The sequence below is a fragment of the Pseudomonas sp. XS1P51 genome (genome assembly GCF_054897845.1).
Map to the genome: position 1 here is coordinate 2998591 of NZ_CM142707.1, position 25052 is coordinate 3023642.

At 61.3% G+C, this 25052-nt stretch carries 23 protein-coding genes; 10 read left to right on the forward strand and 13 right to left on the reverse strand.

Going from position 1 to position 25052, the window contains the following annotated elements; all coding sequences use genetic code 11:
* Window positions 1–43: 43 nt before the first annotated feature.
* From ACYZUD_RS13850 to ACYZUD_RS13860, 3 genes are all read left to right on the forward strand, one after another.
* Complete coding sequence (locus tag ACYZUD_RS13850) at window positions 44–1870, forward strand: glycoside hydrolase family 15 protein (RefSeq protein WP_462024507.1); 1827 nt, start codon at window positions 44–46, stop codon at window positions 1868–1870.
* 314 nt (window positions 1871–2184) lie between these two features.
* The gene (locus tag ACYZUD_RS13855; protein ID WP_462024508.1) at window positions 2185–2574 is read left to right on the forward strand and encodes a hypothetical protein; all 390 of its coding nucleotides are present in this window, start codon (window positions 2185–2187) and stop codon (window positions 2572–2574) included.
* A 33-nt stretch (window positions 2575–2607) separates the two neighbouring features.
* Window positions 2608–3510, forward strand: coding sequence for an alpha/beta fold hydrolase (locus tag ACYZUD_RS13860; RefSeq protein ID WP_462024509.1), 903 nt, complete (start codon window positions 2608–2610; stop codon window positions 3508–3510).
* Here the strand turns inward: ACYZUD_RS13860 and ACYZUD_RS13865 are convergent.
* Window positions 3479–4462 (reverse strand): GlxA family transcriptional regulator, encoded by a 984-nt coding sequence (locus ACYZUD_RS13865; RefSeq protein ID WP_462024510.1) that lies wholly within the window; start codon window positions 4460–4462, stop codon window positions 3479–3481. The genes ACYZUD_RS13860 and ACYZUD_RS13865 overlap by 32 nt on opposite strands.
* Window positions 4463–4553: 91 nt before the next feature.
* On the opposite strand from ACYZUD_RS13865, the gene inhA reads away from it, so the two are divergent.
* Window positions 4554–5240 (forward strand): isonitrile hydratase, encoded by a 687-nt coding sequence (gene inhA, locus ACYZUD_RS13870; RefSeq protein ID WP_462025040.1) that lies wholly within the window; start codon window positions 4554–4556, stop codon window positions 5238–5240.
* Between the two features lie 69 nt (window positions 5241–5309).
* Here inhA and ACYZUD_RS13875 read toward each other — a convergent pair whose 3' ends face one another.
* The gene (locus ACYZUD_RS13875; RefSeq protein ID WP_462024511.1) at window positions 5310–6047 is read right to left on the reverse strand and encodes an SDR family oxidoreductase; all 738 of its coding nucleotides are present in this window, start codon (window positions 6045–6047) and stop codon (window positions 5310–5312) included.
* Window positions 6048–6237: 190 nt separating this feature from the next.
* Between ACYZUD_RS13875 and ACYZUD_RS13880 the strand changes: the two genes are divergently transcribed.
* Both ACYZUD_RS13880 and ACYZUD_RS13885 read left to right on the forward strand, forming a co-directional pair.
* Window positions 6238–7173, forward strand: coding sequence for an AraC family transcriptional regulator (locus tag ACYZUD_RS13880; protein ID WP_462024512.1), 936 nt, complete (start codon window positions 6238–6240; stop codon window positions 7171–7173).
* 186 nt (window positions 7174–7359) lie between these two features.
* Window positions 7360–7722: a hypothetical protein gene (locus ACYZUD_RS13885; protein ID WP_462024513.1), complete on the forward strand. Its 363-nt coding sequence runs from the start codon at window positions 7360–7362 to the stop codon at window positions 7720–7722.
* Window positions 7723–8396: 674 nt separating this feature from the next.
* On the opposite strand, the gene ACYZUD_RS13890 is transcribed toward ACYZUD_RS13885, so the two are convergent.
* A complete protein-coding gene (locus ACYZUD_RS13890) occupies window positions 8397–8885 on the reverse strand; it encodes an SRPBCC family protein (protein ID WP_462024514.1) in 489 nt (162 codons plus the stop codon).
* A gap of 197 nt (window positions 8886–9082) precedes the next feature.
* Between ACYZUD_RS13890 and ACYZUD_RS13895 the strand changes: the two genes are divergently transcribed.
* Together ACYZUD_RS13895 and ACYZUD_RS13900 are read left to right on the forward strand one after the other, a co-directional pair.
* The gene (locus ACYZUD_RS13895) at window positions 9083–10003 is read left to right on the forward strand and encodes an ADP-ribosylglycohydrolase family protein (protein WP_462024515.1); all 921 of its coding nucleotides are present in this window, start codon (window positions 9083–9085) and stop codon (window positions 10001–10003) included.
* A 51-nt stretch (window positions 10004–10054) separates the two neighbouring features.
* Window positions 10055–10456, forward strand: coding sequence for a lysozyme inhibitor LprI family protein (locus ACYZUD_RS13900; RefSeq protein ID WP_462024516.1), 402 nt, complete (start codon window positions 10055–10057; stop codon window positions 10454–10456).
* A 141-nt stretch (window positions 10457–10597) separates the two neighbouring features.
* Here the strand turns inward: ACYZUD_RS13900 and peaD are convergent, their stop codons facing one another.
* The 4 genes from peaD to peaA form a co-directional block, all read right to left on the reverse strand.
* A complete protein-coding gene (gene peaD / locus ACYZUD_RS13905; RefSeq protein WP_462024517.1) occupies window positions 10598–11716 on the reverse strand; it encodes a quinohemoprotein amine dehydrogenase subunit beta in 1119 nt (372 codons plus the stop codon).
* A 24-nt stretch (window positions 11717–11740) separates the two neighbouring features.
* Window positions 11741–12064 (reverse strand): quinohemoprotein amine dehydrogenase subunit gamma, encoded by a 324-nt coding sequence (qhpC, locus tag ACYZUD_RS13910; RefSeq protein WP_008027961.1) that lies wholly within the window; start codon window positions 12062–12064, stop codon window positions 11741–11743.
* Between the two features lies 1 nt (window position 12065).
* A complete protein-coding gene (gene peaB / locus ACYZUD_RS13915; RefSeq protein WP_462024519.1) occupies window positions 12066–13496 on the reverse strand; it encodes a quinohemoprotein amine dehydrogenase maturation protein in 1431 nt (476 codons plus the stop codon).
* 95 nt (window positions 13497–13591) lie between these two features.
* Entirely contained in the window at window positions 13592–15172 is a 1581-nt protein-coding gene (peaA, locus tag ACYZUD_RS13920; RefSeq protein ID WP_462024520.1) for a quinohemoprotein amine dehydrogenase subunit alpha, read from the reverse strand.
* A 342-nt stretch (window positions 15173–15514) separates the two neighbouring features.
* Here peaA and ACYZUD_RS13925 point away from each other — a divergent pair, with 342 nt between their 5' ends.
* The gene (locus ACYZUD_RS13925) at window positions 15515–15871 is read left to right on the forward strand and encodes a hypothetical protein (protein WP_462024521.1); all 357 of its coding nucleotides are present in this window, start codon (window positions 15515–15517) and stop codon (window positions 15869–15871) included.
* A 47-nt stretch (window positions 15872–15918) separates the two neighbouring features.
* Here ACYZUD_RS13925 and ACYZUD_RS13930 read toward each other — a convergent pair whose 3' ends face one another.
* Window positions 15919–16173, reverse strand: coding sequence for a DUF1652 domain-containing protein (locus tag ACYZUD_RS13930; RefSeq protein ID WP_462024522.1), 255 nt, complete (start codon window positions 16171–16173; stop codon window positions 15919–15921).
* Between the two features lie 272 nt (window positions 16174–16445).
* Here ACYZUD_RS13930 and ACYZUD_RS13935 point away from each other — a divergent pair, with 272 nt between their 5' ends.
* The gene (locus ACYZUD_RS13935; RefSeq protein WP_462024523.1) at window positions 16446–17936 is read left to right on the forward strand and encodes an aldehyde dehydrogenase family protein; all 1491 of its coding nucleotides are present in this window, start codon (window positions 16446–16448) and stop codon (window positions 17934–17936) included.
* A 124-nt stretch (window positions 17937–18060) separates the two neighbouring features.
* Here the strand turns inward: ACYZUD_RS13935 and qhpG are convergent, their stop codons facing one another.
* From qhpG to ACYZUD_RS13960, 5 genes are all read right to left on the reverse strand, one after another.
* Window positions 18061–19350 (reverse strand): flavin-dependent monooxygenase QhpG, encoded by a 1290-nt coding sequence (qhpG, locus tag ACYZUD_RS13940; RefSeq protein WP_462024524.1) that lies wholly within the window; start codon window positions 19348–19350, stop codon window positions 18061–18063.
* Window positions 19347–20024 (reverse strand): subtilisin-like serine protease QhpE, encoded by a 678-nt coding sequence (gene qhpE / locus ACYZUD_RS13945; protein ID WP_462024525.1) that lies wholly within the window; start codon window positions 20022–20024, stop codon window positions 19347–19349. Before qhpE ends, qhpG begins: the two co-directional genes overlap by 4 nt.
* Window positions 20014–21732, reverse strand: a complete 1719-nt coding sequence (locus ACYZUD_RS13950) for an ABC transporter ATP-binding protein (RefSeq protein WP_462024526.1) — start codon at window positions 21730–21732, stop codon at window positions 20014–20016. The genes qhpE and ACYZUD_RS13950 overlap by 11 nt, the downstream gene beginning before the upstream one ends.
* Window positions 21732–23636 carry a sigma-54-dependent Fis family transcriptional regulator gene (locus ACYZUD_RS13955; RefSeq protein ID WP_462024527.1) on the reverse strand — a complete coding sequence of 635 codons (1905 nt, stop codon included), beginning with the start codon at window positions 23634–23636 and terminating at the stop codon, window positions 21732–21734. Before ACYZUD_RS13955 ends, ACYZUD_RS13950 begins: the two co-directional genes overlap by 1 nt.
* Window positions 23637–23883: 247 nt before the next feature.
* Window positions 23884–24909, reverse strand: a complete 1026-nt coding sequence (locus ACYZUD_RS13960) for a histone deacetylase family protein (RefSeq protein ID WP_462024528.1) — start codon at window positions 24907–24909, stop codon at window positions 23884–23886.
* Window positions 24910–25052: the final 143 nt, after the last annotated feature.

Below are 25052 nucleotides of genomic sequence, written 5' to 3' on the forward strand. Positions count from 1 at the left end.
TTCATCGACGGCGGCATGAGCCTCTATCCGGAGTTTCGCGGCAATGGCTGATCATCATCCCGAACGACAAAGCGCCATCGACGCCCACGGCATCATCGGCGACATGCGCAGTGCGGCGCTGGTCAACGACAAGGGCAGCGTGGACTTTTTCTGCTGGCCGGAATTCGACAGCCCGTCGATTTTCTGCTCGCTGCTGGACACGCCCGAGGCCGGCATTTTCCAACTGTCGCCGGACTTGCCCGATGCCCGCCGCGAACAAATTTACCTGCCCGACACCAACGTGCTGCAAACCCGCTGGCTCAGCGAACGGGCCGTGGTCGAAGTCACCGATCTGCTGCCGATCGGTGACAACGAGGATGACTTGCCCGTGCTGATGCGTCGGGTTCGGGTGGTCAGCGGCAAAGCGACCTTTCACATGCGCTGCGCCGTGCGGCATGACTATGCCCGCGCCAGCACCCTCGCGCGCATGGATGAAAAAGACGTGACCTTCGAGGCCGCCGGTCAGCCGTCTCTGCGACTGTCATCGGACCAGATCTTAAGCCTCGACGGCAATGCCGCCGTCGCCGAATTCACCCTCGAACAGGACCAAAGCGCCGAGTTCCTGCTGGGTGGTCTCGACGATCCGCGCTTCCAGGAAGGCGCCGCCGCACTGTGCCTGGAACGCACGCTGAAGTTCTGGCGTGACTGGATTGGCCAATCCACCTACCGCGGCCGCTGGCGGGAAATGGTCAATCGTTCGGCGCTGGCCTTGAAGCTGCTGACCTCGCGCAAGCACGGCGCAATCCTCGCCGCCGCCACCTTCGGCCTGCCGGAAACCCCCGCTGGCGAACGCAACTGGGACTACCGCTACACCTGGATCCGCGACGCGTCGTTCACCGTCTATGCCTTCATGCGCCTGGGCTTCGTCCAGGAAGCCAACGCCTACATGAGTTGGCTGCGCGGACGGGTCAGCGACTGCCAGGGCACGTCGATGAAACTCAATATTCTCTACGCCATCGACGGCCGCCAGGAACTGCCGGAAACCGAACTCCCGCACTTGTCCGGCCATGGCGGCGCGACGCCGGTGCGCATCGGCAATCAGGCTTACGATCAGGTCCAGCTCGACATCTTCGGCGAATTGATGGATGCGGTGTACCTGGTCAATAAGTACGGCGACGCCATCTCCCATGAAGGCTGGAAACACGCCGTGGAGGTGGTCGATCAAGTCTGTGTCACCTGGCAACAACAGGACGTCGGCATCTGGGAAATGCGTGGCGAGCAACATCACTTCCTGCACTCGCGGTTGATGTGTTGGGTCGCGCTGGACCGGGCCATTCGCCTCGCCTCCAAACGCTCACTGCCCGCCCCGTTCGCCCGCTGGGACCAGACCCGTCAGGCGATCTACGCCGACATCTGGGAAAACTTCTGGAACGAGGAGCGCGGGCATTTCGTCCAGCACATCGGCGGCACCGCCCTGGATGGTTCGATGCTGCTGATGCCACTGGTGCGCTTCGTCAGCGCCAAGGATCCGCGCTGGCTCTCGACCCTCGACGCCATCCAGAAAAGCCTGGTGCGCGACGGCATGGTCTACCGCTACCGCAACGAAGACACACATATCGATGGCCTCGCCGGCACCGAAGGCGCGTTTGCCGCGTGCTCGTTCTGGTACGTCGAATGCCTGGCCCGGGCCGGTCAGGTGGAAAAGGCTCATCTGGAGTTTGAACAACTGCTGAGGTACGCCAACCCGCTGGGGTTGTACGCCGAAGAGTTCGACAGCCATGCGCGGCATCTGGGCAACACACCGCAAGCGCTGACGCACCTGGCGCTGATCAGTGCAGCGAGTTTCCTGGACCGGAAACTGAGTGGGGAGAAAAACTACTGGCAACCGTGAAACCGCGTCGCCCCCTTCGCGAGCAGGCTCGCTCCCACATTATGTGTGAACACCTCAGATCAACTGTGGGAGCGAGCCTGCTCGCGAAGAGGCCATCAACCACAGCACAAGACTGGCTGAATACCCGCGAAAGAAACGGTGGACGATGTAGGCTCAGCTCCTACAACCACTAAACAATCCTGCACAATCACCACGAAACACCTCATTCCTGCAGCCGAAAATCGTTTGTTGCCAGCCGTTACATCCCCACCTACCATCGACGCTCAACGGGTACAGCGGAGCTGTCCAACAAAACCCGAATTCAAGGAACCAGAATGACCCAGCGTATCCACCGCAGCATCGACACCCCACTCCGCTCAGGCCTGAACCGCGATGAGCTGTGGGAAGGCCCCGACAAAGGCCTGATCAAATGCTGGGAAGTCGGCCGCCAGCGCGCTGCCCGATTCCCCGACCTCGCCCGACAATGCCTCGCCGGCGAACTGCCGGTACTGGGCTGGAAAGGAGGTGTCAGTCGCAGCCTTAAAAAACTCGAAAAATACGGTTCACTCAAATACCTCGCCCAATGGCAGGGGTTGCGCGGGGAGGACCTGGATATTGATCTGGCTGAAGAGCGGGCGCTGACCTGTTCACGGACCAGGATGGTGGTAACGTTTACGCCGGATCGGTCGAAGTACTTTAATCAAGTGGCGGAAGTCGACGCTTAGGAACAGGTCAAAACAGCTTCTCTGGAGTAGCGAATGAACGATGACGTGCAGACCAAATTTGTCCTGACCCCAAGCCTGCAAATCGCCTACGAAGAACACGGCCTCGCCACTGGCGAGCCGATCATCCTCCTCCACGGCTTCCCCTACTCCCCCCGCGCCTACGACGAAATCGCCCCGGCCTTGGCCGCAAAGGGCTACCGCGTCGTCGTCCCTTACCTGCGCGGCTACGGCCCCACCCGTTTCAACAACCCGGATACCCTGCGCTCCGGTCAGCAAGCCGCCCTCGCCCAGGATCTTCTGGATTTGATGGAAGCTTTGGGTATCGAACAAGCCGCCCTCTGCGGCTACGACTGGGGCGGTCGGGCGGCGTGCATCGTCGCGGCGCTATGGCCGGAGCGCGTGCGGTGTCTGGTGACCGGGGATGGTTACAACCTTCAGGACATTCCTCGCTCGACCCGACCGCGAGCCCCGGAAACCGAACACCGTCTCTGGTATCAGTACTACTTCCACACGCCACGCGGCGTCGACGGCCTCACCGAAAATCGTCGAGCCCTGTGCGAATTGCTCTGGAAGTTGTGGTCACCCACCTGGGCCAAAGGTCCCGAGTTGTACCCGCTGAGCGCCCCGGCCTTCGACAACCCGGATTTCGTCGACGTGGTGATTCACTCCTATCGCCACCGCTTCATGTATGCCCCCGGCGATCCGGCGCTGGAATGGATTGAGGAAGCGCTGACCAAACTCCCCCCCATCAGCGTGCCGACGATTTCCCTGTGCGGTGCCGACGACGGCGTTGGGCCAGCCCCGGAAGTGGACGACGACATCGACCATTTCACCGGCCCCTACGAGCGTCAGGTGCTGGCAGGTGTCGGGCACAACATTCCCGAAGAAGCGCCCGAGGCCACGATCAAGGCACTGCTGGATCTGCTGCAGCGCTGACAGAAAACCGCTCGCGATAGGCCTGCGGCGTCACGCCCATGGCCCGCAGAAAACTGCGCCGAAGCGTCTCTTCGCTGCCAAACCCGCATTGCACCGCCACCCGCTTGATCGGCACGCCGGTATCGCTGAGCAACCGGCGCGCCGTCTCGACCCGAATCAGTTCGATGGCCCGCGCCGGGGTCTGGCCGGTGTCGGCGCGGTAGTGACGGACGAAGCTGCGTTCGCTCATGCCGGCCTGCAAGGCCAGGGTCGGGATGCCAAGGTCCATGGTGAGGTTTTCGCTGATCCAGGCGTGAAGATCGTCGAAACGGTTGCCTTCCTTTTGCAGCGACAGGGTCACGCTGAACTGCGATTGACCGCCCGGGCGCTTGAGGAACACCACCAGTTGCCGGGCGACTTCCAGGGCCATATTGCGGCCCAGGTCTTCTTCGACCATCGCCAGCGCCAGGTCGATACCGGCGGTGACCCCGGCCGAGGTCCACACCGGGCCGTCGTTGATGAAGATCGGATTGGGTTCGACCCGCAGCCGTGGATGCTGCTGCGCCAACTGCTCGCAACGGGTCCAGTGAGTCACCACCCGCCGACCATCGAGCCAACCGCTGGCCGCCAGCAAAAACGCCCCGGTGCACACCGATGAAACCCGGCGACACCCCGCCGCATGCTCACGCACCCACGCCACCAGCGACTCGTCTTGCACCGCCGCGTAAACGCCCCAGCCACCAGCAATGATCAACGTGTCACTGCCTTGCCCGGGCAGCGGCTCGGCCAACAGCGCCAACCCCGCCGACGACATCACGGCCCCGCCGCCGCTGGCAATCACCGTCGGCGCGTAAGGCGGCGGCAAGCCTTTCTGGCGGGCGATATCGTTGGCCGAGGCAAACACCTGCAACGGCCCGGTGACATCGAGCAGTTGCACGTTAGCGAATGCGAGCACATGAATGGTCTTTGGCATGATTGGCGTAATTCGTGGGGTAATTGGCGTATGCGCCAAATCCTACGAGCCTACAGTGAAGCCGTCCACCCACTTCATGAGAAAAAACGCCATGACGTTGCAGATCGGTTTTCTGTTGTTTCCACAGGTTCAGCAACTGGACCTGACCGGCCCTTACGACGTGTTGGCCTCGCTGCCGGACGTGAAGGTGCATTTGATCTGGAAGGACCTGGTACCGGTCACCTCAAGCACGGGCCTGGAGCTGAAACCGACCACCACCTTCGACGATTGCCCGGTGCTGGATGTGATCTGCATTCCCGGCGGCAGCGGTGTCGGGCCGTTGATGGAAGATGACGAGACGCTGGCCTTCATCAAGGCCCAGGCGGCCAACGCCCGTTATGTCACCTCGGTCTGTACCGGCGCGCTGGTACTCGGCGCGGCCGGTTTGCTCAAGGGCAAACGCGCCACCACCCACTGGGCGTATCACGAATTGCTGGCGCCGTTGGGCGCAATCCCGGTGAAGGATCGGGTGGTGCGCGACGGCAATCTGTTGACCGGCGGCGGGATCACGGCTGGGATCGATTTTGCCCTGACCCTGGCTGCGGAGTTGTTCGATAAGGACACGGCAGAGCTGGTGCAGTTGCAGCTGGAATACGCGCCGGCGCCGCCGTTTGCTTCGGGCTGCCCTGAAACCGCGCCGCGGAGCGTATTGGCAGAAGCTCATCAACGTTCGGCGCAATCGCTCCTGCAACGGACGCAAATCACTGAACGGGTGTCAGCCAGACTCAATCAACGGTAAATCAACCCGGACCGCCAGCCTCAATCAGGCTGTCGGTCCGGCACCATTGCGTCGTGTTAATGCACAGGGTCAGAACGGACTGGCCGTCGGCCGCACGATCAGTTCGCTGACATCCACATCGGCAGGCTGGTCGATAGCGTAGGCAATGGCCCGGGCAATCGCCTCGGCGGGAATGGCGATCTTGCGGAATTCGCGCATTTCGGCGCGGCCACCGGCATCGGAAATGCTCTCGGCCAGTTCGGATTCGGTCACGCCAGGGGAAATCACCGTGACCCGCACATCGCCACCGACTTCCTGGCGCAACCCTTCGGAAATCGCCCGCACGGCAAATTTGGTAGCGCAATACACCGCGGCCGTCGGGCTGACGGCGTAGGCGCCGATGGATGCGATGTTGATGAACTGACCGGAGCGCTGGGCCTGCATCAGCGGTAACCCGGCGGCGATGCCGTGGAGGACGCCGCGAATGTTGACATCGATCATCCGGTCCCATTCATCGACTTTCAGCGCATCGAGTTTCGACAGGGGCATGACCCCGGCGTTGTTGACGATCACATCGACCCGGCCGAAGCGCTCGACGGCGAAATCGATGAAGGCCTGCACGTCATCGCGACGGGTCACGTCGACCGCCCGGAACGCCGCGCTGAGACCTGCCGAGTGAAGTTCTGCGACCAGTGTTTCCAGTCTCTCGACGCGCCGGGCGCCAAGTAGGACATGGGCGCCCTGGCTAGCCAAAAGACGGGCGGTGGCTTCGCCGATTCCGCTGCTGGCACCGGTGATGACAACGACTTTGCCTTGAATGCTGGACATGATGGTTTTCCTTCATCTGGAGGTGATAAGTTGCGACAGGTCCAGATTAGGGAGGCTTGAAGGCGTCTCGTTAGCCGATTTCTCCTGGGTTCTTGCACGATCCTGTGGAAGCGAAACCGACGCTGGTCGGTAGGCGCACAATCGGTTTTACTAACCCCGGTCCAACCATTGGCCAGGGAGAGTGAACAGTATGTCGACTTCCACTTCCGCGAATGCCCAGCCTCAGGACGGCGTCGATCTGCGTCGTGCCGAACTGGCGAGCCTGATGAAACGCTTTGCGCCGGAATACGGCGTGCACGCCACGGCGATCAAGGACTTGCACCTGATCCGCAGCGATCACCCCACCGAAGATTTGCACACGGTGCACAAGCCGGGCCTGTGCGTGATTGTCGACGGGCGTAAGGAAGTGCGCCTGGCCGCCGAAAGCTACATCTACGACCCGCTCAATTATCTGGTGGTGTCGGTCACCCTGCCCCTGACCGGCAAGGTGATCGAAGCCAGCCCGGAGCGGCCTTATCTGTGCCTGCGCCTGGACATCGACCCGGCACAGATCTGCCGTTTGATCGCCGATGTCAGCCCGATCGGTGTTCCGGGCGTGCGCAGTACGGGCCGCGGCTTGTTTCTGGACCGGATCGACGCGCCCCTGCTCGATGCCGTGTTGCGCTTGCTGCGACTGCTGGAAACGCCGGACGACATCAGCACCCTGGCGCCGCTGGCCCAGCAGGAAATCTTCTATCGGTTGTTGCGCGGCGAGCAGGGCCAGCGCTTGCATGAAATCGCCATTCCCGATACCCAGACCCACCGCATCAGCCGCGCCATCGAATGGCTGAACAACCATTACGCCGAGCCCCTGAGCATCGAAAACCTGGCGCAGATGATCAACCTCAGTACTTCGGCGCTGCATCACCGCTTCAAATCGGTGACGGCCATGAGCCCGTTGCAGTACCAGAAACAATTGCGCTTGCAGGAAGCACGGCGGCTGTTGTTGTCGGAGAGCAGCGACGTTTCGTCAATCGGCTACAAGATGGGCTACGAAAGCCCTTCGCAGTTCAGCCGTGAATACAGCCGTCTGTTTGGCGCCTCGCCGAGCAAAGACATCGCCCGCCTGCGCGCCCAGGCGATCTAGCGGTTTTGTGCACGCAAACAGAATCAGGCAAATCAAGGGCAGTAATCGTCTAACGCCAGCACCAGCGCCAGCCCTAATCTGAACCCATGCAGAAAGACAACCGTACGGACTGCAACGGGTTCACCAGATCACGATTATCTGAACGACCCGGCACTCAAATCCTTGATTACGACCGGAGTCATTGCCATGAAAACTGTTAGCCAACTGATTGCTGTTGCCACCTTCGCCCTCAGCGCCAGCGCCTTCGCTGTACCGAGCCATCAGGAAGATCGCTTCTTCACTCAAGTCACCGAACAGCAACAGCCGATTGCGGCAGATGGTTCGGACCGTACGCCGGGCATGCAAGTGGCTGCCGACGGTTCGGATCGCACGCCGGGCATGCAGGTCGCTGCCGACGGTTCGGATCGCACGCCGGGCATGCAGGTCGCTGCCGACGGTTCGGATCGCACGCCGGGCATGCAGGTCGCTGCCGACGGTTCGGATCGCACGCCGGGCATGCAGGTCGCTGCCGACGGTTCGGACCGCACGCCGGGGCAACGTAACGCATGAAGACCCTGCACCTGTTCCGCCCGGCCAATGTGCCGGGCTTTTTTTTGACCGGGCTTTTGTGTCGGGCATAAAAAAACCCGCCTAAGCGGGTTTCTCAAGACCATTGCGACATCCTGTCAGCAGCCATCCGGGCTTATGGTCGATCATCCGTGATCCTGAGTGCATCCTGCACCTCAGTTGATGGATCCAGAGTATCCACATCAGTGAACCGTAAACAGACGACATACCAGCGCTCTGGTGTAAGCCATTGACCATCAAAGAGCCAAAGCTGCACGCGGACACTGTGGGAGCGAGCCTGCTCGCGAAAGCGGTGGGTCAGCCAGCATTGACGTCACTGACAGATTGCATTCGCGAGCAGGCTCACTCCCACAAAGTAAGTGGTCGTCTTTTCAACAGACGAAAAAAAACCCGCCGAAGCGGGTTTTTCCCAAGACCATTATCGACTCCCTGTCGGTAGCGAATCCTTGCTGATGGTCGATCGTCCGTGATCCTGGAGCACTTCCTGTGCTTCAGTTGATGAGGCTAGATTACGCATCGGATCCAATCCGCAATAGACGACATAGCTACCATCGCGTGTAAGACATTCGCTATGGCAGCCCTTCCGAAAACCCTTAGACGCGTCAGGTATGGAGCACCAGCGCCGGCATTTCAACCTGGCTTCAAGCAGGCCGCCATCACTCGGCCTGATGCTCGCGTGCCTTGGCGCTGACTTTCAGAAACTCTTCGATATTGCTCATCTGCTCATCCCAACCGCGGCTGTCCATGCGAAATGCTTTGAGTCTGCGCGTTTGGGGAATGTGATCGAAACCGGACTCGACGACCGTCAGCAAGGTGCCTTCGTCCATGTCCTGGAGTTCAAACTTCACCAGGGTGGTGGGCTCCTGGGAGTAATCGACTTCCGGCTGCACGGCATACGGATGCCAGCGAAACGAAAATACCCGCTCCGGCTCGACCCGCTCCACCAGCACATTCCACAGCAAGTGCTCATAACCGGGGTATGTGATCTGCCCCTGAGTCCACTCACCGGCGACAAAACGCTTGCCCTCCAGCGCCACGCCAAACCATTGCCCGAACGCCTCGGCATTGGCCAGCACGCGCCAGACATGCGAGCGCGGCGCCTTGAGCAGGATTTTCCTTTCAATGCGATCTGATGCTGGGTTCATAAGTCACCTCCTGTACTGAACAGTAGGCCTGTAAGACCACAAGACCCACCTTAAAGTTGTATCAATCGGGCTGCGCAATCAACCCTGCCTGAAATATTCGGCTGCATTTGCAACGGTAAGTTCTGGCCTGTAGACGAAAGTCAGTGGACCGAAACTGCTAACGTTCAGAACGAAGTTGACTCAGACAAGGACGATTCATGCAGCCTTCACTCGCCAAGCGTTATCGCGGGGCCCTGCTGGGCCTGGCCTGCGGCGATGCCGTGGGCACCAGCGTCGAGTTCCAGCCACGCGGCTCGTTCAAGCCGCTGACCGACATGGTGGGCGGCGGCCCCTTCAACCTGAAGCCCGGGCAATGGACCGATGACACCTCGATGGCGCTCTGCCTGGCCGAAAGCCTGTTGAGCAAAAAAGGCTTCGATGCGGCCGACCAGATGGGCCGCTATCTCAATTGGTGGCAGTGGGGTTATTTGAGCTCAACCGGTGAATGCTTCGACATTGGCATGACCGTGCGCGACGCCCTGACCCGATATCAGGAAACCGGCGAACCCTTCGCCGGCTCCACCGACCCCTTCACAGCGGGGAACGGTTCGCTGATGCGGCTGGTGCCGGCGGTGCTGTTTTACTTTCCGGACCGCGACCGGGTCAGGACGTTTTCCGCGAGCAGCTCGCGAACCACCCACGCCGCGCCGGAAGCGGTCGAATGCTGTCAGCTGTTCGCCGAGTTGATCTGCAATGCGTTGCAAGGCATGCCCAAGGCGAATGTGCTCAGCGTTTCAGAAACGAAGTTTCTGGAACCCAAAGTTGCTGCCATCGCCCGAGGCGATTACTTCGACAAACCCGAACTCGATATCCGTGGCAGCGGTTACTGCGTTGCCTCACTGGAAGCGGCCCTGTGGTGTTTTCATCACACCGACAGCTTCAAAGCCGCGATTCTGAAGGCCGCCAACCTGGGCGACGACGCCGATACCTCCGCCGCCATCGTCGGCCAATTGGCGGGGGCTCATTACGGTGTGCCGGCCATTCCTGACCGTTGGCTGGCGAAGTTGCACCTGCGTGAAGACATCGAGGCTTGCGCAGACCAATTGCTCAGCGCCTCAAGCACTAACACCGCAAGCTGATATCGGTTCGCTACACTGCACCTCAATTTCCATGTCACAGCGAGAATCCCTATGCACCCACGCTTTCTCCTGGCGTTGACGCCTCTGCTGTTCATCACCGTTGCCCATGCCGCGGACTGCGACAACGCCACTGATCAAGCCACGATGAACCAATGCGCGGCGCAGCAGAACAAGGCTGCCGACAAGGAGCTGAATGCGCTTTACCAGCAGATCACCGCACGTTTGAAGAGCAGCCCCGACAGCAAGAAACTGCTGGTCGGTGCGCAGCGAGCGTGGATTGCGTTCCGGGATGCCGAGTGCAAGTTCTCGGCTTCCGGGGTGGAGGGTGGCAGTGTTTATCCGTTGATTTACAGCAACTGCATCACGGACCTGACGAAGGCGCGGGTGGAGACGTTCAAGACTTACTTGAAGTGCCAGGAAGGGGATTTGAGTTGTCCGGTGCCTGGGGCTTGATGCTTCGGTGTCTGTAAGGGCCTCATCGCGAGCAGGCTCGCTCCCACAGGGTTCAATGATGTTCACACGATAGTGATCACCCTGAAGATCCACTGTGGGAGCGAGCCTGCTCGCGATTGGTGTCCGCTCAGACGCCCCAAATTACCGAACAAAAATCTGCGCAGTCGTGACCGCCATATCCCCACCCGGCAATTTAATGCTGCCGATCTGCTTCATGCTCTCGGGATCAAAGATCGCCACATCATTAAACGTCCCGGCCAGGTAGATCTTGCTGCCGTCCTTGTTGAAGGAGATGCAGTAGTAGGAATGATCCAGCGTCGCGGCCTGAAGCATTTTCTTCTGCTTGATGTCGTACTTGGCCAGACGGTTGAGCACGCCGAACATCAGGTTCGGGTCCTTCGGTGAACGCATGCCGCTGAAGTAGATTTCCGTCAGGGGGCCGAAGTCGGTGGTTTCGGTCTTGCCGGTTTTCAGGTCGATGCTGAACAGCCCGTAGAGGTACTCCGCCGTAGCCGGGTCCTGCTTCTTGTCCTTGAATTTCGCCGCGGTGTAGAGCAGCGAGAAGTCATGACGATACGTCTGCTGGTTCCACACGTAGAGCACGTCCGGCGCGCTGTAGTTCGGGCGTTTCCAGTGGCGGCTGGGGATCAGCACGTCGAACTTGCCGGTTTTCACATCGACCTTGTAGACATCCGCCCCCGCCACGTACAGCGTGCCGTCGTCGCCACTCTGCATGATGGTCAGCTGCCGGGGTGCCGGGAAACTGCGCACGGGTTTGGCGTCCAGGCCGGCGTCGGTGGCGTACACGTCGAGCCGCGGTTGCTGCACTTCGTAGCGGTCGTTGAGCATCAACGTCGGGTTGGCAATGGTGAACAGTTCCTTGCCATCGTGGCTGAGGGTGAAGGCGAACATGGACTTCGCTTTCTCCCCCGGCTTCTGGGTGATGCTGGCATGGAACACCTGCTTGCAGCTGTCGAGCTCGACGCCGTAGACATCGGCGTAGTGGTTGTTCAGCACGTAGGCGGTCTTGCGATCCGGCGACAACTGCACGGTGCCAGGACCGAAAGCATCCGGCATCTTGCAGGTCTTGAACACGGCATCGCTCGCCAGGTCGATAACGTGCAGATTGTTCGGATAATTGGTGACCACCATGTACTCGCGACCGGTTTCGAGTGCGGTGTTTTCATCGGCCAGAACCGTGAGCGAACACGCGCTCAGGACGGCGAATGCGGCCAGGCCGCAGGCTTTGATGCTAGGCATGCTGGAATCCTTCTTCGTGTCCGATCACTTATCTTTAGGGAAGACAGTGCCAAGGTTGCGCCAGTTGTCGTTGGACGCCTGGGCATCCTTGTTCCAGTCCGGGTAGGTGCTCATCATGTCGGGCACCTGGGCCGGCCACCAGCAAGGGTCGGAGCAGCCATAAAGGTCGGCTTCCATCGGCTGGCACAGCGACGACACCCCGCCAAACGCATCGATTTCCCAACCCGGGTCGGTGGTCGAGGCGCAGCCGGCGACGGAACTCATCGCCACCACTTCTTCGATGCGGTTTTCGGCCGCGGCCTCATCGAGTTTCAGCGCTTTGTTATTGATTGCCTTGAGATGTTTCATATCAGTGAGCCTTGCGCGGAGTGATGTAGCTGCTGATAAACGCAGGGTTGTGGGCCATGATCCGGGTGTAGACGTCGATGCCGAAGTCGACCCAGTCACGCATCAGTTCGCAGTAGTGATAGGTCGGATGAGTCGGGTCGCCGTAACGGGCGTAACTCTCGTGGTAGCAGCCGCCGGAGCAGAGATTGCGGATCTGGCAGTCCTCGCAACCGGTGTTGGTACGGTCGAGGCGCAGGGACAGGAAGTCGTTCAACTCGACCTGCTTCACACCGCTGTGGACGTTGCCGAAGGTCGGCAGCGATGAACCGGTAAACCGATGACACAGGTTCAGTTCACCCTTGTGGTCCACCGCCAGCATCTTCAGGCCCGCGCCGCAGGGCAGGGCTTTTTTGTGGCCTTCGTGGATGTCGGTGATCAACTGGTGCAGGTTGGAGAAACCGATGTTGCGGTGCTCCAGCGCTGCTTCCAGGTAACGCCGGCCGAGCTTCTTCATGTTGGCGAAGACTTCGATCAGCTCGTCGCTGGACAGGTTGAAGGTGCTGATATCGCCGGACGTCACCGGTGCAAACCCGACCTCGGCAAAACCCAGTTCGTTGAACAGGTGATCCCAGATGGTTTCGACGTCGGTGACGCCAGTGGTCAGGGTCACCCGCGCACCCACCGGACGGCTGTTGTAGCGCGACAGCAGCATCTCGGCCTTGCGCCGCACCACGTCATACGTGCCCTGCCCGCCCACCGTAATGCGGTTGCGGTCGTGCACGGTTTTCGGCCCGTCGATACTGACCGAGAGCCCGAAACGGTGGGCATTCAGATAGTCCACGGTCTCTTCGGTGAGCAGCGTCGCGTTGGTGGTCATGACGAACTCGACGAACTTGCCGGCCTCGCGGAAACGCTTCTCGCAATAGTCGACCATGTACTCGATCAGCTTGCGATTGCTCAGTGGCTCGCCACCGAAGAACACCACGGTAAAGCGCTCTTCATCCGGGGACTCACGCAGCAGCATCTCCACCGAGGCCACCGCCGTTTCGACGTCCATTTTCTTGCCGGCCGACGGTTTGTCGAGGTCTTCCTTGTAGCAGTAAGTGCAGCTCAGATTGCAGCCGGTGTTGACGTTGAGCACCACGGTATTGATTGCGGTGCGCTCGACCCGTTTGGTGCCGATGTCCGGGGTCAGCGGCGAGCCGTCGCTGACCAGTTCCAGGGCCATCAACTCGCGCAGGGTCTCGGTGATTTCTTCGCCGTTGAAGCGCGCAGCCAAGCGCTCAATCAGGTCATCCGACGAACAGCCGGGACCGCGCAAGGTATCGATGATGGTGCCCGTCAGCTCATCGCTGGCGAACAGCGAACTGCTGGGAATGTGAAACAGCATGCGGTCGGCATCGACGTGCACTTCGTGCAGGTTCCGTTCGACCAGATTCAAAATAGCGCCCATTGCAACCTCCTGTGCAAACCCCGCCTGGCGGGGCCTGCGGTCATTCCGAAAAGATGTCTGAAACCGTTAACGTCAGCCAGCTCACGTTTTCAACATCAGGGAATGGGTGGATTGTTCCAGCGTTGCACGGTGACGATCATGTGGCCTTCGCCGGTCAGGGATTTCCCTGCGTCGTCGACGGCGGCGATCACCTTCAGGTTGCCGGCATTGTTGGTGGACATTTTGCGTTGTGGGTTCGGCCCGGCATCGCCCGGTGTGAACACGCCGCTGTCAGCCTGCATGGTGCCGGCGAACTTGACGTCCTCATCTTCCTTGGCGCGATCGTCGAAGGCTTCGACCGACCATTGCGCCGGGAACACACCGATGCGATACGGCTTGCCATCGGCACCCTTGCCCCAGGCTTCGGCGTCGAAACGGCCCTGGACTTTCGGCGTCGAGCCACCGCCATCACCGATCCGCGCCACAGAGAATTCAGGCACGACTTTGACTTCGGCGATCTTGCTATAGACCGACAGGGTCGGGCCTTTCAGCGTGCCGACGGTGACGGTGCGCAGGCCCGGTTGGGCATTGGCAGCGGCTTTCAGTTTGACCTTGATCCGATCCGGGCTCTGCTCGACGACTTCGAGCACTTCCACACCTTTGCCGAAGTTCGGCTTGCCGGTGAGACCGCTGCCGATCAGGGTGACTTCAGTTTCGGCGCCGGCCTTCAGATAACCCGGCTGCACCGCCAGCAAACGACTGCTGCCCTGCTTGGCGGCGACGAAGTCCAGACCGCGTTCGTCATGCTCGGCCTCGAACATCCGGCCTTGCATCGCGTTGCCCTGGGCGGCGAACACCTGGCGCATGGTCACACCGTCGATGGTCACGTTGCCGCGCCATTCGTAGCCGGTATAGAGAATCGCGCTGCCGTCACCATTGAACGGCGCTCCATCGGCGTACTGGCCTTTGACGCTGACCTTGAACGTGTCGCTGCCATCGGCGCTGACGCTCATCACCCCGGCCAGTTCGCCTTTACCCGGCAAGTGGCCGCTGAAACTCCAGTCGCCCACCAGCGCATCGGCTTTCGGCGCGGTGCCCAGCCATTTTTTCCAGGCCGGGTTGTCCAGCGGATAACGCTTGGCCAGCAGCGGCACCATTTCTTTTCGGGCCAGGTCGAACCAGTCACGGTCGCGAGACAGGGCCTGGTATTCCAGAGACGGCCATTGGCCGAGGTGGAAATTCACCAGACGCTCCCATTCCTGGGCCGGACGCCGTTGCAGGGCGACGCGCGCACCGGAGTGACAGCGGCCACACATCTGGCTGACCTGGTCGTCGAACGTCTCGACGGTATTGAGCCGGCGCTCCAGTGCATAACGCACCCCGTCGGTTTCGCTCGGCGCCAGCCCTTGGGTGTCGGCCAGGTATTTGACCAGGGTGCGGCGGTCGTCATCGCTGATCTGCAAACCGTGCATGGTCTGCATGCGGGCGATGCTCATCAGCCAGCCTTCGGGGGTCTTGCGCTGGTGACTGATGCGGCTCAGGGCGGTATCGGCTTCGGGGGTGTGACAACCCTGACAGGTTTCCTTGAGGATGGCCTGGGCGTCGCGGGCTGCCAGGCTGTAAGGCGAATGCAGCGCTACACAGGCCGCCACGGCCAGCAGACTGGCGCTCAGGCCTGATCGGAGTTTTCTCTTCATCAACGTCGAACCTCGCACGGTGCTTTCTTATTTTTGTGGCTTATCGTTTTTATGGTTTCTGCCGTCGGCGGCGAACCGCTGACGGAGGCAAGAGAAACGTCTGCAATGAGCAATACACGGAGCGTGCCAGCTTGCCGATATCCTTTTTTATCAATCAGTTGCGTTAAGACATGGGCTTTGAACGGCGTCTTGACGAGATCGCCTGCGTCTAATATCGCGACAGTTGTTGCAGTCTGAGACAAGCATAGATGCCCACGCCGGGACAGTTCATCGCACGACGATTGACGACGGATCACTGCAGGCGCGAAATGGTGATTCCGATTGCCAGTCAGGGGATAAAAAATGGCAAGCATCACTGTCTTGGCGGGGGACTTTCTGCAGGGTGATGGTGAGTACAGGGACGGTGTTTTTACCCTCAGGACGTCGCTTCACCCGTGGCCCGGCATTACCCTGCCACTCTCGTCGTTCAAGCGCGTGGAAGTCGCCAACGAGGAGTCGATCAACACCATCAAGGATGCCATCGGCTTCGGCGTAGCCGGGGCCATGCTGCTGGGCCCTATCGGCGCGATTGCCGGGTTCATGCTGGCCGGCAAGGAAACCGAAGTGACCTTTCTGGCGACGCTCAAGGATGACAGAACGTTGCTGGCGGCGGTGGATGGCAGCACATTCGAGGAAATCTCACGGGAAATTGCCGCTTGAACCCTCGGCGTGGCCGCCCCCCTCGCGTGGTGCGGCGTGACACCGGTTCAGATGTAAAAGGTCGGGTGAACGCCTTTGTGAGCCTCGATTTCTTGCCGCATGTCCGCCACCAGGGAGGCGATGGCATGGGGACTGTCCAGTGTCCACAGGGGAACGTGCGTGGCCACCAGATCCACTTTGCCGGTCATGCAATCACAGACCCGAATCGTCAGGGACTGGTCTGCCTCCATGTTGCACGTGCAGACGGCGGGCAGAAAACTGTGCTCAATGATGTTTTGAATTTCCAGGGTTGAAAGGAACATCGCTACCTCCCTCGGGCCAGATATCTTGCCGATGAACGGTCCGTCACTTCACCCACCGAGCCTGAAAATTCTAATCCTCAATGGTGGGTGTCTCAAGGATGAAACCGGTTGCTCGTCGTCTCAGCGGCTGTCGCAATTTGCGAAAAATTGCGACCATCGTCATCCCTTTGCACCCTGTAAACCCCGCCAGCCAAGGGCTGTCCCGCTCTTCCCGGTCACTTGGCACAGCCATTGCGAAAGCCCTGTTCTCACGAACAACAAGAGGCCTCGCCATGTCGCTCCCTTATCTGCTTCCCGCCACCTCGGCATTCATCCAGCGCGCCCCGCGCATGCTTATCGGCGGTGACTGGGTCGAAGCCGCCGACGGCCAGACCATGCCCCTGCACAACCCGGCCACCGGCGAAGTGTTGTGCGTGGTGCCACGGGCCACGCCCGACGATGTCGACCGCGCCGTGCTCGCCGCCCGCCAGGCCTTCGATGATTCGGCCTGGACCCGCACCCGTCCCCGGGAGCGGCAGAACCTGTTGTGGAAACTCGCCGATCTGATTGAGCGCGACGCCGAACTGCTGGCGCAACTGGAATGCCTGAACAACGGCAAAAGCGCGGCGGTCGCCCAGGTGATGGACGTGCAGCTGTCCATCGACTTCCTGCGGTACATGGCGGGTTGGGCGACCAAGATCGAAGGTTCCAGCGTTGAAGTGTCGTTGCCGCTGATGCCCAACGATCAGTTCCACAGCTTCATTCGCCGCGAAGCGGTGGGTGTGGTCGGCGCCATCGTCGCGTGGAACTTCCCGCTGCTGCTGGCCTGCTGGAAACTCGGCCCGGCCCTCGCCACCGGTTGCACCGTGGTGCTCAAACCCGCCGACGAAACCCCGCTGACCGCGCTCAAACTGGCCGAACTGGTGCTGGAAGCCGGTTACCCCGAAGGCGTGTTCAACGTGGTCACCGGCACTGGCATCACGGCCGGCTCTGCCCTGACTCACAACCCGCTGGTCGACAAACTGACCTTCACCGGCTCCACCGCCGTGGGCAAGCAGATCGGCAAGATCGCCATGGACTCCATGACCCGGGTCACCCTGGAACTGGGCGGTAAATCACCGACCATCGTCATGGCCGATGCCGACCTCAAGACCGCCGCCGCAGGCGCCGCCAGCGCGATTTTCTTCAATCAGGGCCAGGTGTGCTGCGCAGGCTCCAGGCTTTATGTGCAACGCAAGCATTTCGACAATGTGGTGGCGGACATCGCCGACATCGCCAATGCCATGAAACTCGGCAATGGCCTGGACCCGAGTGTCGAGATGGGTCCGCTGATCTCGGCGCGTCAACAGGAGCGGGTGTTCCGTTACATCGAAATGGGCCGCGAAAGCGGCGCGACCATCGCCTGCGGCGGCGAGCAGTTCGGGCCGGGGTTCTTCGTCAAACCGACGGTGATTGTCGATGTCGATCAGAAGCACTCGCTGGTGCAGGAAGAAATCTTCGGCCCGGTGCTGGTGGCGATTCCGTTCGATGACGAAGCCGATGCGTTGCGCATGGCCAATGACAGTCCTTATGGGCTGGGGGCCAGCGTCTGGTCCAATGATCTGGCGGCGGTGCACCGGATGATTCCGCGGATCAAGTCGGGCTCGGTGTGGGTCAACTGCCACAGCGCCCTGGACCCGGCGCTGCCGTTTGGCGGGTACAAGATGTCCGGGGTTGGGCGGGAAATGGGGTATGCGGCGATTGAGCATTACACCGAGTTGAAGTCGGTGTTGATCAAGCTCTGATCTGCGGGCGTCCACACTGGCGCCATCGCGAGCAGGCTCGCTCCCACAGTAGTTTTGCGTCGATCACAAATCCACTGTGGGAGCGAGCCTGCTCGCGATAGGGCCAGACCAGTCGGCTCACATTTCAGGGTTTGAACCCCTGAGCCAACAACCAACTCCGAACCACCCGCCCCTGCTCTACCGTCAACCCGGCCAACGCCTGTTCAGCAGGCTCGGTCTGTAACCGCCGCACCAACGGCGCCAGCTCAACCCCCTGAACATGCCAGATCCCCAAGGGCTGATCCGCCGTGATCACCACCTCGGCCTCATCCACAAAACCCTCCTTCAACACCGGCGCCCGCTCAATCCTCAACGCCGCAAAATCCGCCTCGGCATGCGCCACCTCAGCATCCGGCCACAGCCGCCGCGCCTGCCAGAACGGCTGATCCAGCCATCGCTGCTCATCGGCATAAAAATCCCGTCCGATCCGCGCAAATCGCAAAAACAACTGCTCCACCCGTTGCTGATGAAAGCGCTGGGCCAATGCCGCCCGCTCGGGTTTACGCAGCAGCGTGTTGATCACCGTCGGCGCCTGTAATGCCGAGGACAGGGACTGAAAAATACCGTTGCCCGACAGCGGATCCACCGCCATTGCCGCATCGCCGACCCGAATCCAGTGATCGCCACAGACCTGTGGACACAAAATCGCCGTGCTGCTGCGGGCATGCAGTTGCAGATCCCGTTCAGGCCCGGCGCCGAAAAACGCCTGGGCCAACGCCGAGCCCTGGCGTCGCTGACGACAGTAATCGAGCAACAGCGCCTTGCCCGGCAACTCGGCGCTGGCCACGTCCACCGTCCACTGCCAGTAACACTGACCGTCAGCCTGCCGCGCCATCCAGGCCCAGCCGTCTTCAAGGCTTTCTACGGCACTGGCGGTGCTGCCCGGCGTGCCTTGCCAGCGATTGAGCAGGCTGACCGTCTCCGGTCCGCGCAGGCCTTTGCCGAGGGCCGGCGCCTGACGTCCACGGGCCTCCACCAGAAAATCCGCGACCAGCGCCTCGCGCCCTTCGATCTCGACCCGGTACCCCGAAGTCGATGTGTGAACGGTCAACACCCGACCTTCGATCAGCTCAACGCCAGCCAGGCGCAAGTCTTCACGCAGGCCTCGATCAAAGCTCGGGCGATCCAACAGAAATTCAATGTTCTGCGCATGCTGCTGGCCGTTCCACGACACCTGCCGCTGGGAAGGCAATGCCGCATCCGCCAGCGCCTGACTCAGGCCAGCGCCGCGCAAGGCATCGAGCACCCGCACGGACACCCCTTCCAGCGCGGCAAACCGGCGCCACTCGCTGACCAGCGTCACGGGATAACCGAGTCGCCGCAGTCCCAACGCGACCGCCGCCCCGGCTGGCCCGGCGCCAAGAATCACCATCATGGCCCGAAGCGCCGTTCAGGACCGCGATAACGGGCGTTCTCTCGCAGCCACTCAATCACCTGCGCATTGCTTGCATCAGGATGCGCAACCAGAAAACCGGCAATGTGCCCGCTCAACGCCGCACACCCAAGACTGGCGCCGGATTGCCCCGGATAGGTGCCATGCACACACGCGGCAAAATCCGCCTGGGCGCTGTTGAGCCACGACCATTCCTGTTCAGCGCAACGCGCATCGCCCGTCACTCGCAGCACCTGTGGATAATTCGCCGGGAACACCCCGTCCCCCTGGGCCGGGCTGGACGCGCAAAGCAGAATGCCCCGGGCCACCGCCGCCGCGCAGGCTTCACGCAACAGGCTGCGATCCTGACGCAGACCGAGGCTCAAATTGATCAGCCGTACATCCTGCGCCACCAGCCAATCGATGGCCGTGGCGATCTGCAAGGCGCTGGTGACGCCACGCTGGTCGAACACCTGGCCCACGCAAAACACCGCCGACGGCGCCCTCCGACCGATGGCCTCGATCACCGCGCTGCCATGGCCCAGCGGATCGTCGCGCAAGTCGCTTTCGGCCAACCCGTCTTCCAGCAACGAAAACCGCCGCCCGGCGACCACCTGCACCCGCTGCGCCGCCGAATGACCACTGTCCACCACGCCAATGCGCAACTCAGGCTTCATGCAGCACCGTTTTTGAAGTGAGTACGCCGTCAAGCAATTCGAAGCGCAGATCGGCATCGGCCAGGGTTGAAGGACGATGGCTGATCAGGATCCGCGTACGCCCGGCAAACAGTCGGTCGATGGCCTCGATCACTTCGCGTTCGGTGGCTTCATCCACCGCCGAAGTCGCTTCGTCCAGCACCAGAATCAGCGGGTCCTGCAACAGCGCCCGGGCAATCGCGATGCGTTGTTTCTGCCCACCGGACAGCTGCTGGCCGCGCTCGCCCAAGGGACTGTCGAGGCCTTCGGGCAAGGAGTCGATCAGGCTGTCGAGTTGCGCCAGCCGCGCCACTTCGGCAATCGCTTCGCGGCTGGCGTCCGGTACGGCGTAGGCCAGGTTGTCGGCGAGGCTGCCGCGAAACAGCACGATGTCTTGACTGACCACGGCAATCCGCCGACGCAGCTGGAACAGGTCCAGTTCGCGCAAGTCGATCTCCCCCAGCAAGACCCGGCCGGACTGCGGATCGTGGTGCCGCTGCAGCAGGTCGATCAAGGTCGATTTGCCGACCCCAGAACCGCCGCTCAGGGCAACCTTCAGGCCGTAGGGGATCGTCGCTTCGATACCGCGCAGGGTGGTCGGGCGACCGGGATGGCTGAAGTGCACATTGTCGAAACGCAGCTCGCCGGAGGTCGGTATCGGTTGCGGCGTGACCGGCGTGAGAACGGTCGGCTCCTCACCGCGCAACTCCATGACTCGCCCAAGGCTGACAGTCATCCGTTGAATCGCGACATAGAGGCCGAGCAGGCTCTGAACGGGGCCGACCGCCATTCCCAGATAGGTGGAAAACGCGATCAGCGCGCCCAGTTGCCACGTGCCCTGCACCACCCAATAACCACCAATCAAAAACGCACAGGCCCGGGACAACGAAGTCAGCGTACCCGGCACTGCCTGGGTGAAAAATTCGGTGACTTGCAGGCGCAGCAACTGGCTCATGTAGCCGTGACCCAGCGTCTCCAGCCGCCGCGCTTCACGCTGTTGCTGCCCCGCAGACTGGATGAACTTCATCACCGGCAAGGTCTCGACCATGAACGACGACATGTCCGCCGAACGCTCGCGCAACTGCCGAACATCGCGCTCTACCTTGCGCCGCATCCAGCGCAGCCAGAGCACGTCGAGGGGAATCAGCACCAACGCCAGCAGCGAGAGTTTCCACGACAAGGTCAACAGCATCGCCACGGCGACCACCAGGCCAATCACGCTGGACACCGCCGAAAACAGTGAGTCCACGGCAAAGCGCTGGATCTCTGCCACATCGCCATCAAGGCGCGACATCAGGTCGCCGATACGCCGCTGGCCGTAGAAGCTCGGCGACAGGGTTTGCAGATGCCGATAAAGGTCATCACGCAGGGCAAACAGAATCCGCCCGGACAACCGTGTGTGCAGGTAACGATTGATCCCCGACAGCACCGTGCCGAGCAGCCCGGCCACGATCATCAGCCCGGCAATCAGCACCAGCATTGGAAAGTTGCGCGCCAGCAGGCCGTCGTCGATCAGCAACTTGGTCAGCCAGGGTTGCACCAGCACCAGCGACGAGGCACAGGCCGATAAACCGAGCAGCCCGGCAATCGCCAGACGATGCGGTCGCACAAAGCTGTAGAGCCAGCGCAACGCCGCTTGCAGCGCTTCGGGGTTCTGGCTGTCGACCAGCCGAACGATCAAGCGCTGCATCACGAGCGCAACTGTTTGAGCTTGCGATACAGGGTCGCGCGGCTGATGCCCAGAGCGTCGGCGGCGGCCGAGACGTTACCCTGATGAGTGTCCAGGGACTGGCGAATCAGCTCCAGTTCGTTTTCACGAATACTGCCAGCCTGAGGGCGTTCGCAGGCAGCCAATTCGTCGAGCATGCTGTCGGGCAAGTGGTCAAGGGTGAGCACAGTGTCCCCCGGTTCGCGCATGGCCAGTGCGGTTCGTAAAACCATCTCCAATTGGCGGATGTTGCCCGGCCAGTGATAGGCGCCGAGCAAGCGGCTCAAATCGTCATGCAAGACCACCGTCGGTGCGTCGAGCTTGGCCAGCAAGCGGCCGACCAGGCCGCTGAAATCGTCACGTTCGCGCAGGGCCGGGAGCATCACGCTGATACCGTTGACCCGGTAAAACAGATCTTCACGGAAGTGCTTGTCTTCCACCAGACGCTTGAGGTCGCGGTGGGTGGCGCAGATCAACGCGACGTCGATGTCCTGTTCCTCGCCGGCCCCCAGCGGGGCAACCTTGCGGTCCTGCAACACCCGAAGCAGACGAGCCTGCAGGGCCAGCGGCATGTCGCCGATCTCATCGAGAAACAAGGTGCCGCCGTGGGCCTGTTGCAGGCGTCCGATCATGCCGCCACGACGGGAACCGGTGAACGCACCTTCGCGGTAGCCGAACAGTTCCGACTCGATCAGGCCTTCAGGGATCGCCGCGCAGTTCACCGCGACGAAGGGTTTGTCGCAGCGGGCTCCGGCCATGTGCAAGGCGCGGGCAATGACTTCTTTACCGGTGCCGGTTTCACCCAACAGCAACACCGGCAATTCATTGGCCAGGCCTTGGCGAGCCATGCGCAAGGCACGGGCATATCGGACGTTGCTGCCGGCCAGGGAATCAAGGTCCGGTTGTGGTTTGGCGGTTTTGGCTGTGGTTCGCGGTGGACTGCTGACGTTGATCGAACGCTGCGGCGCGCGCAGGGTTTTGTAGAAGAATTCGCCTTTGGCGGTCTGCAAACTGCCGATGCCGCCCTGATGCAGGCGCGATAGCAGTTGCAGGCCATCGACGCCCAGAAACTCTTCGCAGCGCCGACCAACCAGGGCCGAACGCTCGGCATGCAGTAACTGGCAGGCCTGGGCACTGACCGCGAGAATCTGCCCGCCAAGGCTCACCGCCAACAGGCCTTGCCAAGGGGATTCGAGGTACTGCCGACGGCTATGGAACGCCAGAACGATCTGGTCCGGAAAACGGGCGTTGAACACCCGGCTTTCGATCTGGCTGACGGCCATGGCCAGCAATGCAGTGCTGTCATGAACGCGGCCGAGCGGGCCTTCGCGGGTCAGGTCGAGGACGCCGAGGATGTCGCCCTGTGGGCAATAAATCGGCACCGAGGTGCAGGAGAAATCGGTCAGGCGATCAAGGTAATGCTCGCCGCAATCGATCATCGTTGGCCGGGCTTCCACCAGCGCGGTGCCCAGCGCATTGGTGCCACGAGCCGCTTCGCTCCAGCAGGCACCGAGGGTGATGTCTTGCAGGCCGCTGCCCTTGAGGCGATCGGCGCGTCCTTCGACGGCGAGGATGGTGGCGTCGGAATTGGCGAGGATGATCAGCCCGTCCTTGCCCTGACGCTCGGCCAGGTAATCAATGGCCGGCAATGCCGCGTCGATCAGCAACCGATTGCTCGCCAACAGCACGTCGAGACTCGCACTCGATTCCAGCGCCAGTTCATGCTTGCCATTGAAATGCACGCCATGGCTGAGGCTACGCCGCCACGACGCATCGATTTCCGCCCGCAACACCCCATCGGGCACTTCGCCTTCGAGATGGAGTTTTTCCCGGGCCAGCCGGGCTTCGCGGTGCAGCTTGGGGGAAGGTGTTTTTATTAGCGTCATCAAGCGCTCCGGATCGGTCCGCTTTGCGCTTTTTAAGTTCAGCGCCCTGGCGCAATCTTTACGTTAACGTCAGGGCGATGGCAAGTGCCTTACAGCGCTTGTGTTTCATCTTGAGGACCGCGTTATCGTTCATCGCGAGCAGGCTCGCTCCCACATTGGCCGGTATTGACTGGAAATCTTCAATTCCACTCGATCACCTGTGGGAGCGAGCCTGCTCGCGATAGCGATCTACCAGACACCAAAGATCTCAGAGTAGCCACATCTCAGGACTCACAAAAAACGCCCGGGCATTATCCTCCAGACTCTCCAGGTGATACCCCCCCTCCTGCACAATCAAACACGGCAACCCCAGGCTGCGAATCCGCTCGCCCAGCCGCGCAAACCCTTCCCGAGTCACCGCCACTTTACTCTGCGGGTCCAGCTCGAAAATATCGAACCCCAGGGACAACACCAGCACCTCGGCACCAAAGTCTTTCACTGCCGCCAACGCCGCTTCCAATTGCCCCAGGAAGTCCGCCTCACTCGCCCCATGCGCCATCGGCAAGTTGAGGTTAAAGCCCTCGCCCTTCCCGACACCGCGTTCATCAGCAAACCCGGCAACCCCCGGATAGAAGTTGGTCGGATCACCATGCACCGAGACGTAGAGCACGTCCTCGCGGTCATAGAAAATCTCCTGAATCCCCTGACCGTGGTGCATGTCGGTGTCGAGCACCGCGACTCGCTCAAACCCGCCGCGCAGTACCTGCGCCGCCACCGCCGCGTTGTTCACATAACAGAAACCACCCGCCGCTTCCGCCCGCGCATGGTGCCCCGGTGGACGGCACAGGGCGTAAGCCGCCGGCTCGCCATCCAGCAACGCCTGGGCGCCGGCAATCGCGCTTTGCGCCGACCAATACGCCGAACGCCAGGTCTGCTCGCCCACCGGGCAACTGCCGTCAGCCAGATAACGGGCGGCCTGAGCGAGAATCCCGCGCAGGGCGTTGGGCTCGCGAACGAAGATGTTCGACATCACTTCGTCGCCCCAGTCCTCGGGGATTTCCTTCCAGCGCTGATGTGCTTCCTGCAAAAACGTCAGGTATGGCGCACCGTGAACCGCCAACAGCGGAGCGAGCCCGGCATCGGCCGGTTGTTCGACTTTAAAACCCAGCGAGTGCGACGCCTGCACCAATCGCTGCGCGCGCTCCGGCACTTCCTGCGGCGTACGCATCTGCCCACGGGAGTAGTAGCTGCGTGGATGGTGAAGCAATTGTTCAGGGTGGAAAAAACTGCGCATCGGTTAATACCTGTCAGTTAACGTAGATCTTGAAACTTTGTGCCCCCCTCCTGTGGGAGCGAGCCTGCTCGCGAATACGGTGTGTCATCCAGCAATGATGTTGGCTGACAGCCTGCATTCGCGAGCAGGCTCGCTCCCACATG

Bases quoted from the DNA above. Each gene is read 5' to 3' on its own strand.
- ACYZUD_RS13850 (WP_462024507.1), top strand. From the start codon at position 44: ATGGCTGATCATCATCCCGAACGACAAAGCGCCATCGACGCCCACGGC.
- ACYZUD_RS13855 (WP_462024508.1), top strand. From the start codon at position 2,185: ATGACCCAGCGTATCCACCGCAGCATCGACACCCCACTCCGCTCAGGC.
- ACYZUD_RS13860 (WP_462024509.1), top strand. From the start codon at position 2,608: ATGAACGATGACGTGCAGACCAAATTTGTCCTGACCCCAAGCCTGCAA.
- ACYZUD_RS13865 (WP_462024510.1), bottom strand. From the start codon at position 4,462: ATGCCAAAGACCATTCATGTGCTCGCATTCGCTAACGTGCAACTGCTC.
- inhA (WP_462025040.1), top strand. From the start codon at position 4,554: ATGACGTTGCAGATCGGTTTTCTGTTGTTTCCACAGGTTCAGCAACTG.
- ACYZUD_RS13875 (WP_462024511.1), bottom strand. From the start codon at position 6,047: ATGTCCAGCATTCAAGGCAAAGTCGTTGTCATCACCGGTGCCAGCAGC.
- ACYZUD_RS13880 (WP_462024512.1), top strand. From the start codon at position 6,238: ATGTCGACTTCCACTTCCGCGAATGCCCAGCCTCAGGACGGCGTCGAT.
- ACYZUD_RS13885 (WP_462024513.1), top strand. From the start codon at position 7,360: ATGAAAACTGTTAGCCAACTGATTGCTGTTGCCACCTTCGCCCTCAGC.
- ACYZUD_RS13890 (WP_462024514.1), bottom strand. From the start codon at position 8,885: ATGAACCCAGCATCAGATCGCATTGAAAGGAAAATCCTGCTCAAGGCG.
- ACYZUD_RS13895 (WP_462024515.1), top strand. From the start codon at position 9,083: ATGCAGCCTTCACTCGCCAAGCGTTATCGCGGGGCCCTGCTGGGCCTG.
- ACYZUD_RS13900 (WP_462024516.1), top strand. From the start codon at position 10,055: ATGCACCCACGCTTTCTCCTGGCGTTGACGCCTCTGCTGTTCATCACC.
- peaD (WP_462024517.1), bottom strand. From the start codon at position 11,716: ATGCCTAGCATCAAAGCCTGCGGCCTGGCCGCATTCGCCGTCCTGAGC.
- qhpC (WP_008027961.1), bottom strand. From the start codon at position 12,064: ATGAAACATCTCAAGGCAATCAATAACAAAGCGCTGAAACTCGATGAG.
- peaB (WP_462024519.1), bottom strand. From the start codon at position 13,496: ATGGGCGCTATTTTGAATCTGGTCGAACGGAACCTGCACGAAGTGCAC.
- peaA (WP_462024520.1), bottom strand. From the start codon at position 15,172: ATGAAGAGAAAACTCCGATCAGGCCTGAGCGCCAGTCTGCTGGCCGTG.
- ACYZUD_RS13925 (WP_462024521.1), top strand. From the start codon at position 15,515: ATGGCAAGCATCACTGTCTTGGCGGGGGACTTTCTGCAGGGTGATGGT.
- ACYZUD_RS13930 (WP_462024522.1), bottom strand. From the start codon at position 16,173: ATGTTCCTTTCAACCCTGGAAATTCAAAACATCATTGAGCACAGTTTT.
- ACYZUD_RS13935 (WP_462024523.1), top strand. From the start codon at position 16,446: ATGTCGCTCCCTTATCTGCTTCCCGCCACCTCGGCATTCATCCAGCGC.
- qhpG (WP_462024524.1), bottom strand. From the start codon at position 19,350: ATGATGGTGATTCTTGGCGCCGGGCCAGCCGGGGCGGCGGTCGCGTTG.
- qhpE (WP_462024525.1), bottom strand. From the start codon at position 20,024: ATGAAGCCTGAGTTGCGCATTGGCGTGGTGGACAGTGGTCATTCGGCG.
- ACYZUD_RS13950 (WP_462024526.1), bottom strand. From the start codon at position 21,732: ATGCAGCGCTTGATCGTTCGGCTGGTCGACAGCCAGAACCCCGAAGCG.
- ACYZUD_RS13955 (WP_462024527.1), bottom strand. From the start codon at position 23,636: ATGACGCTAATAAAAACACCTTCCCCCAAGCTGCACCGCGAAGCCCGG.
- ACYZUD_RS13960 (WP_462024528.1), bottom strand. From the start codon at position 24,909: ATGCGCAGTTTTTTCCACCCTGAACAATTGCTTCACCATCCACGCAGC.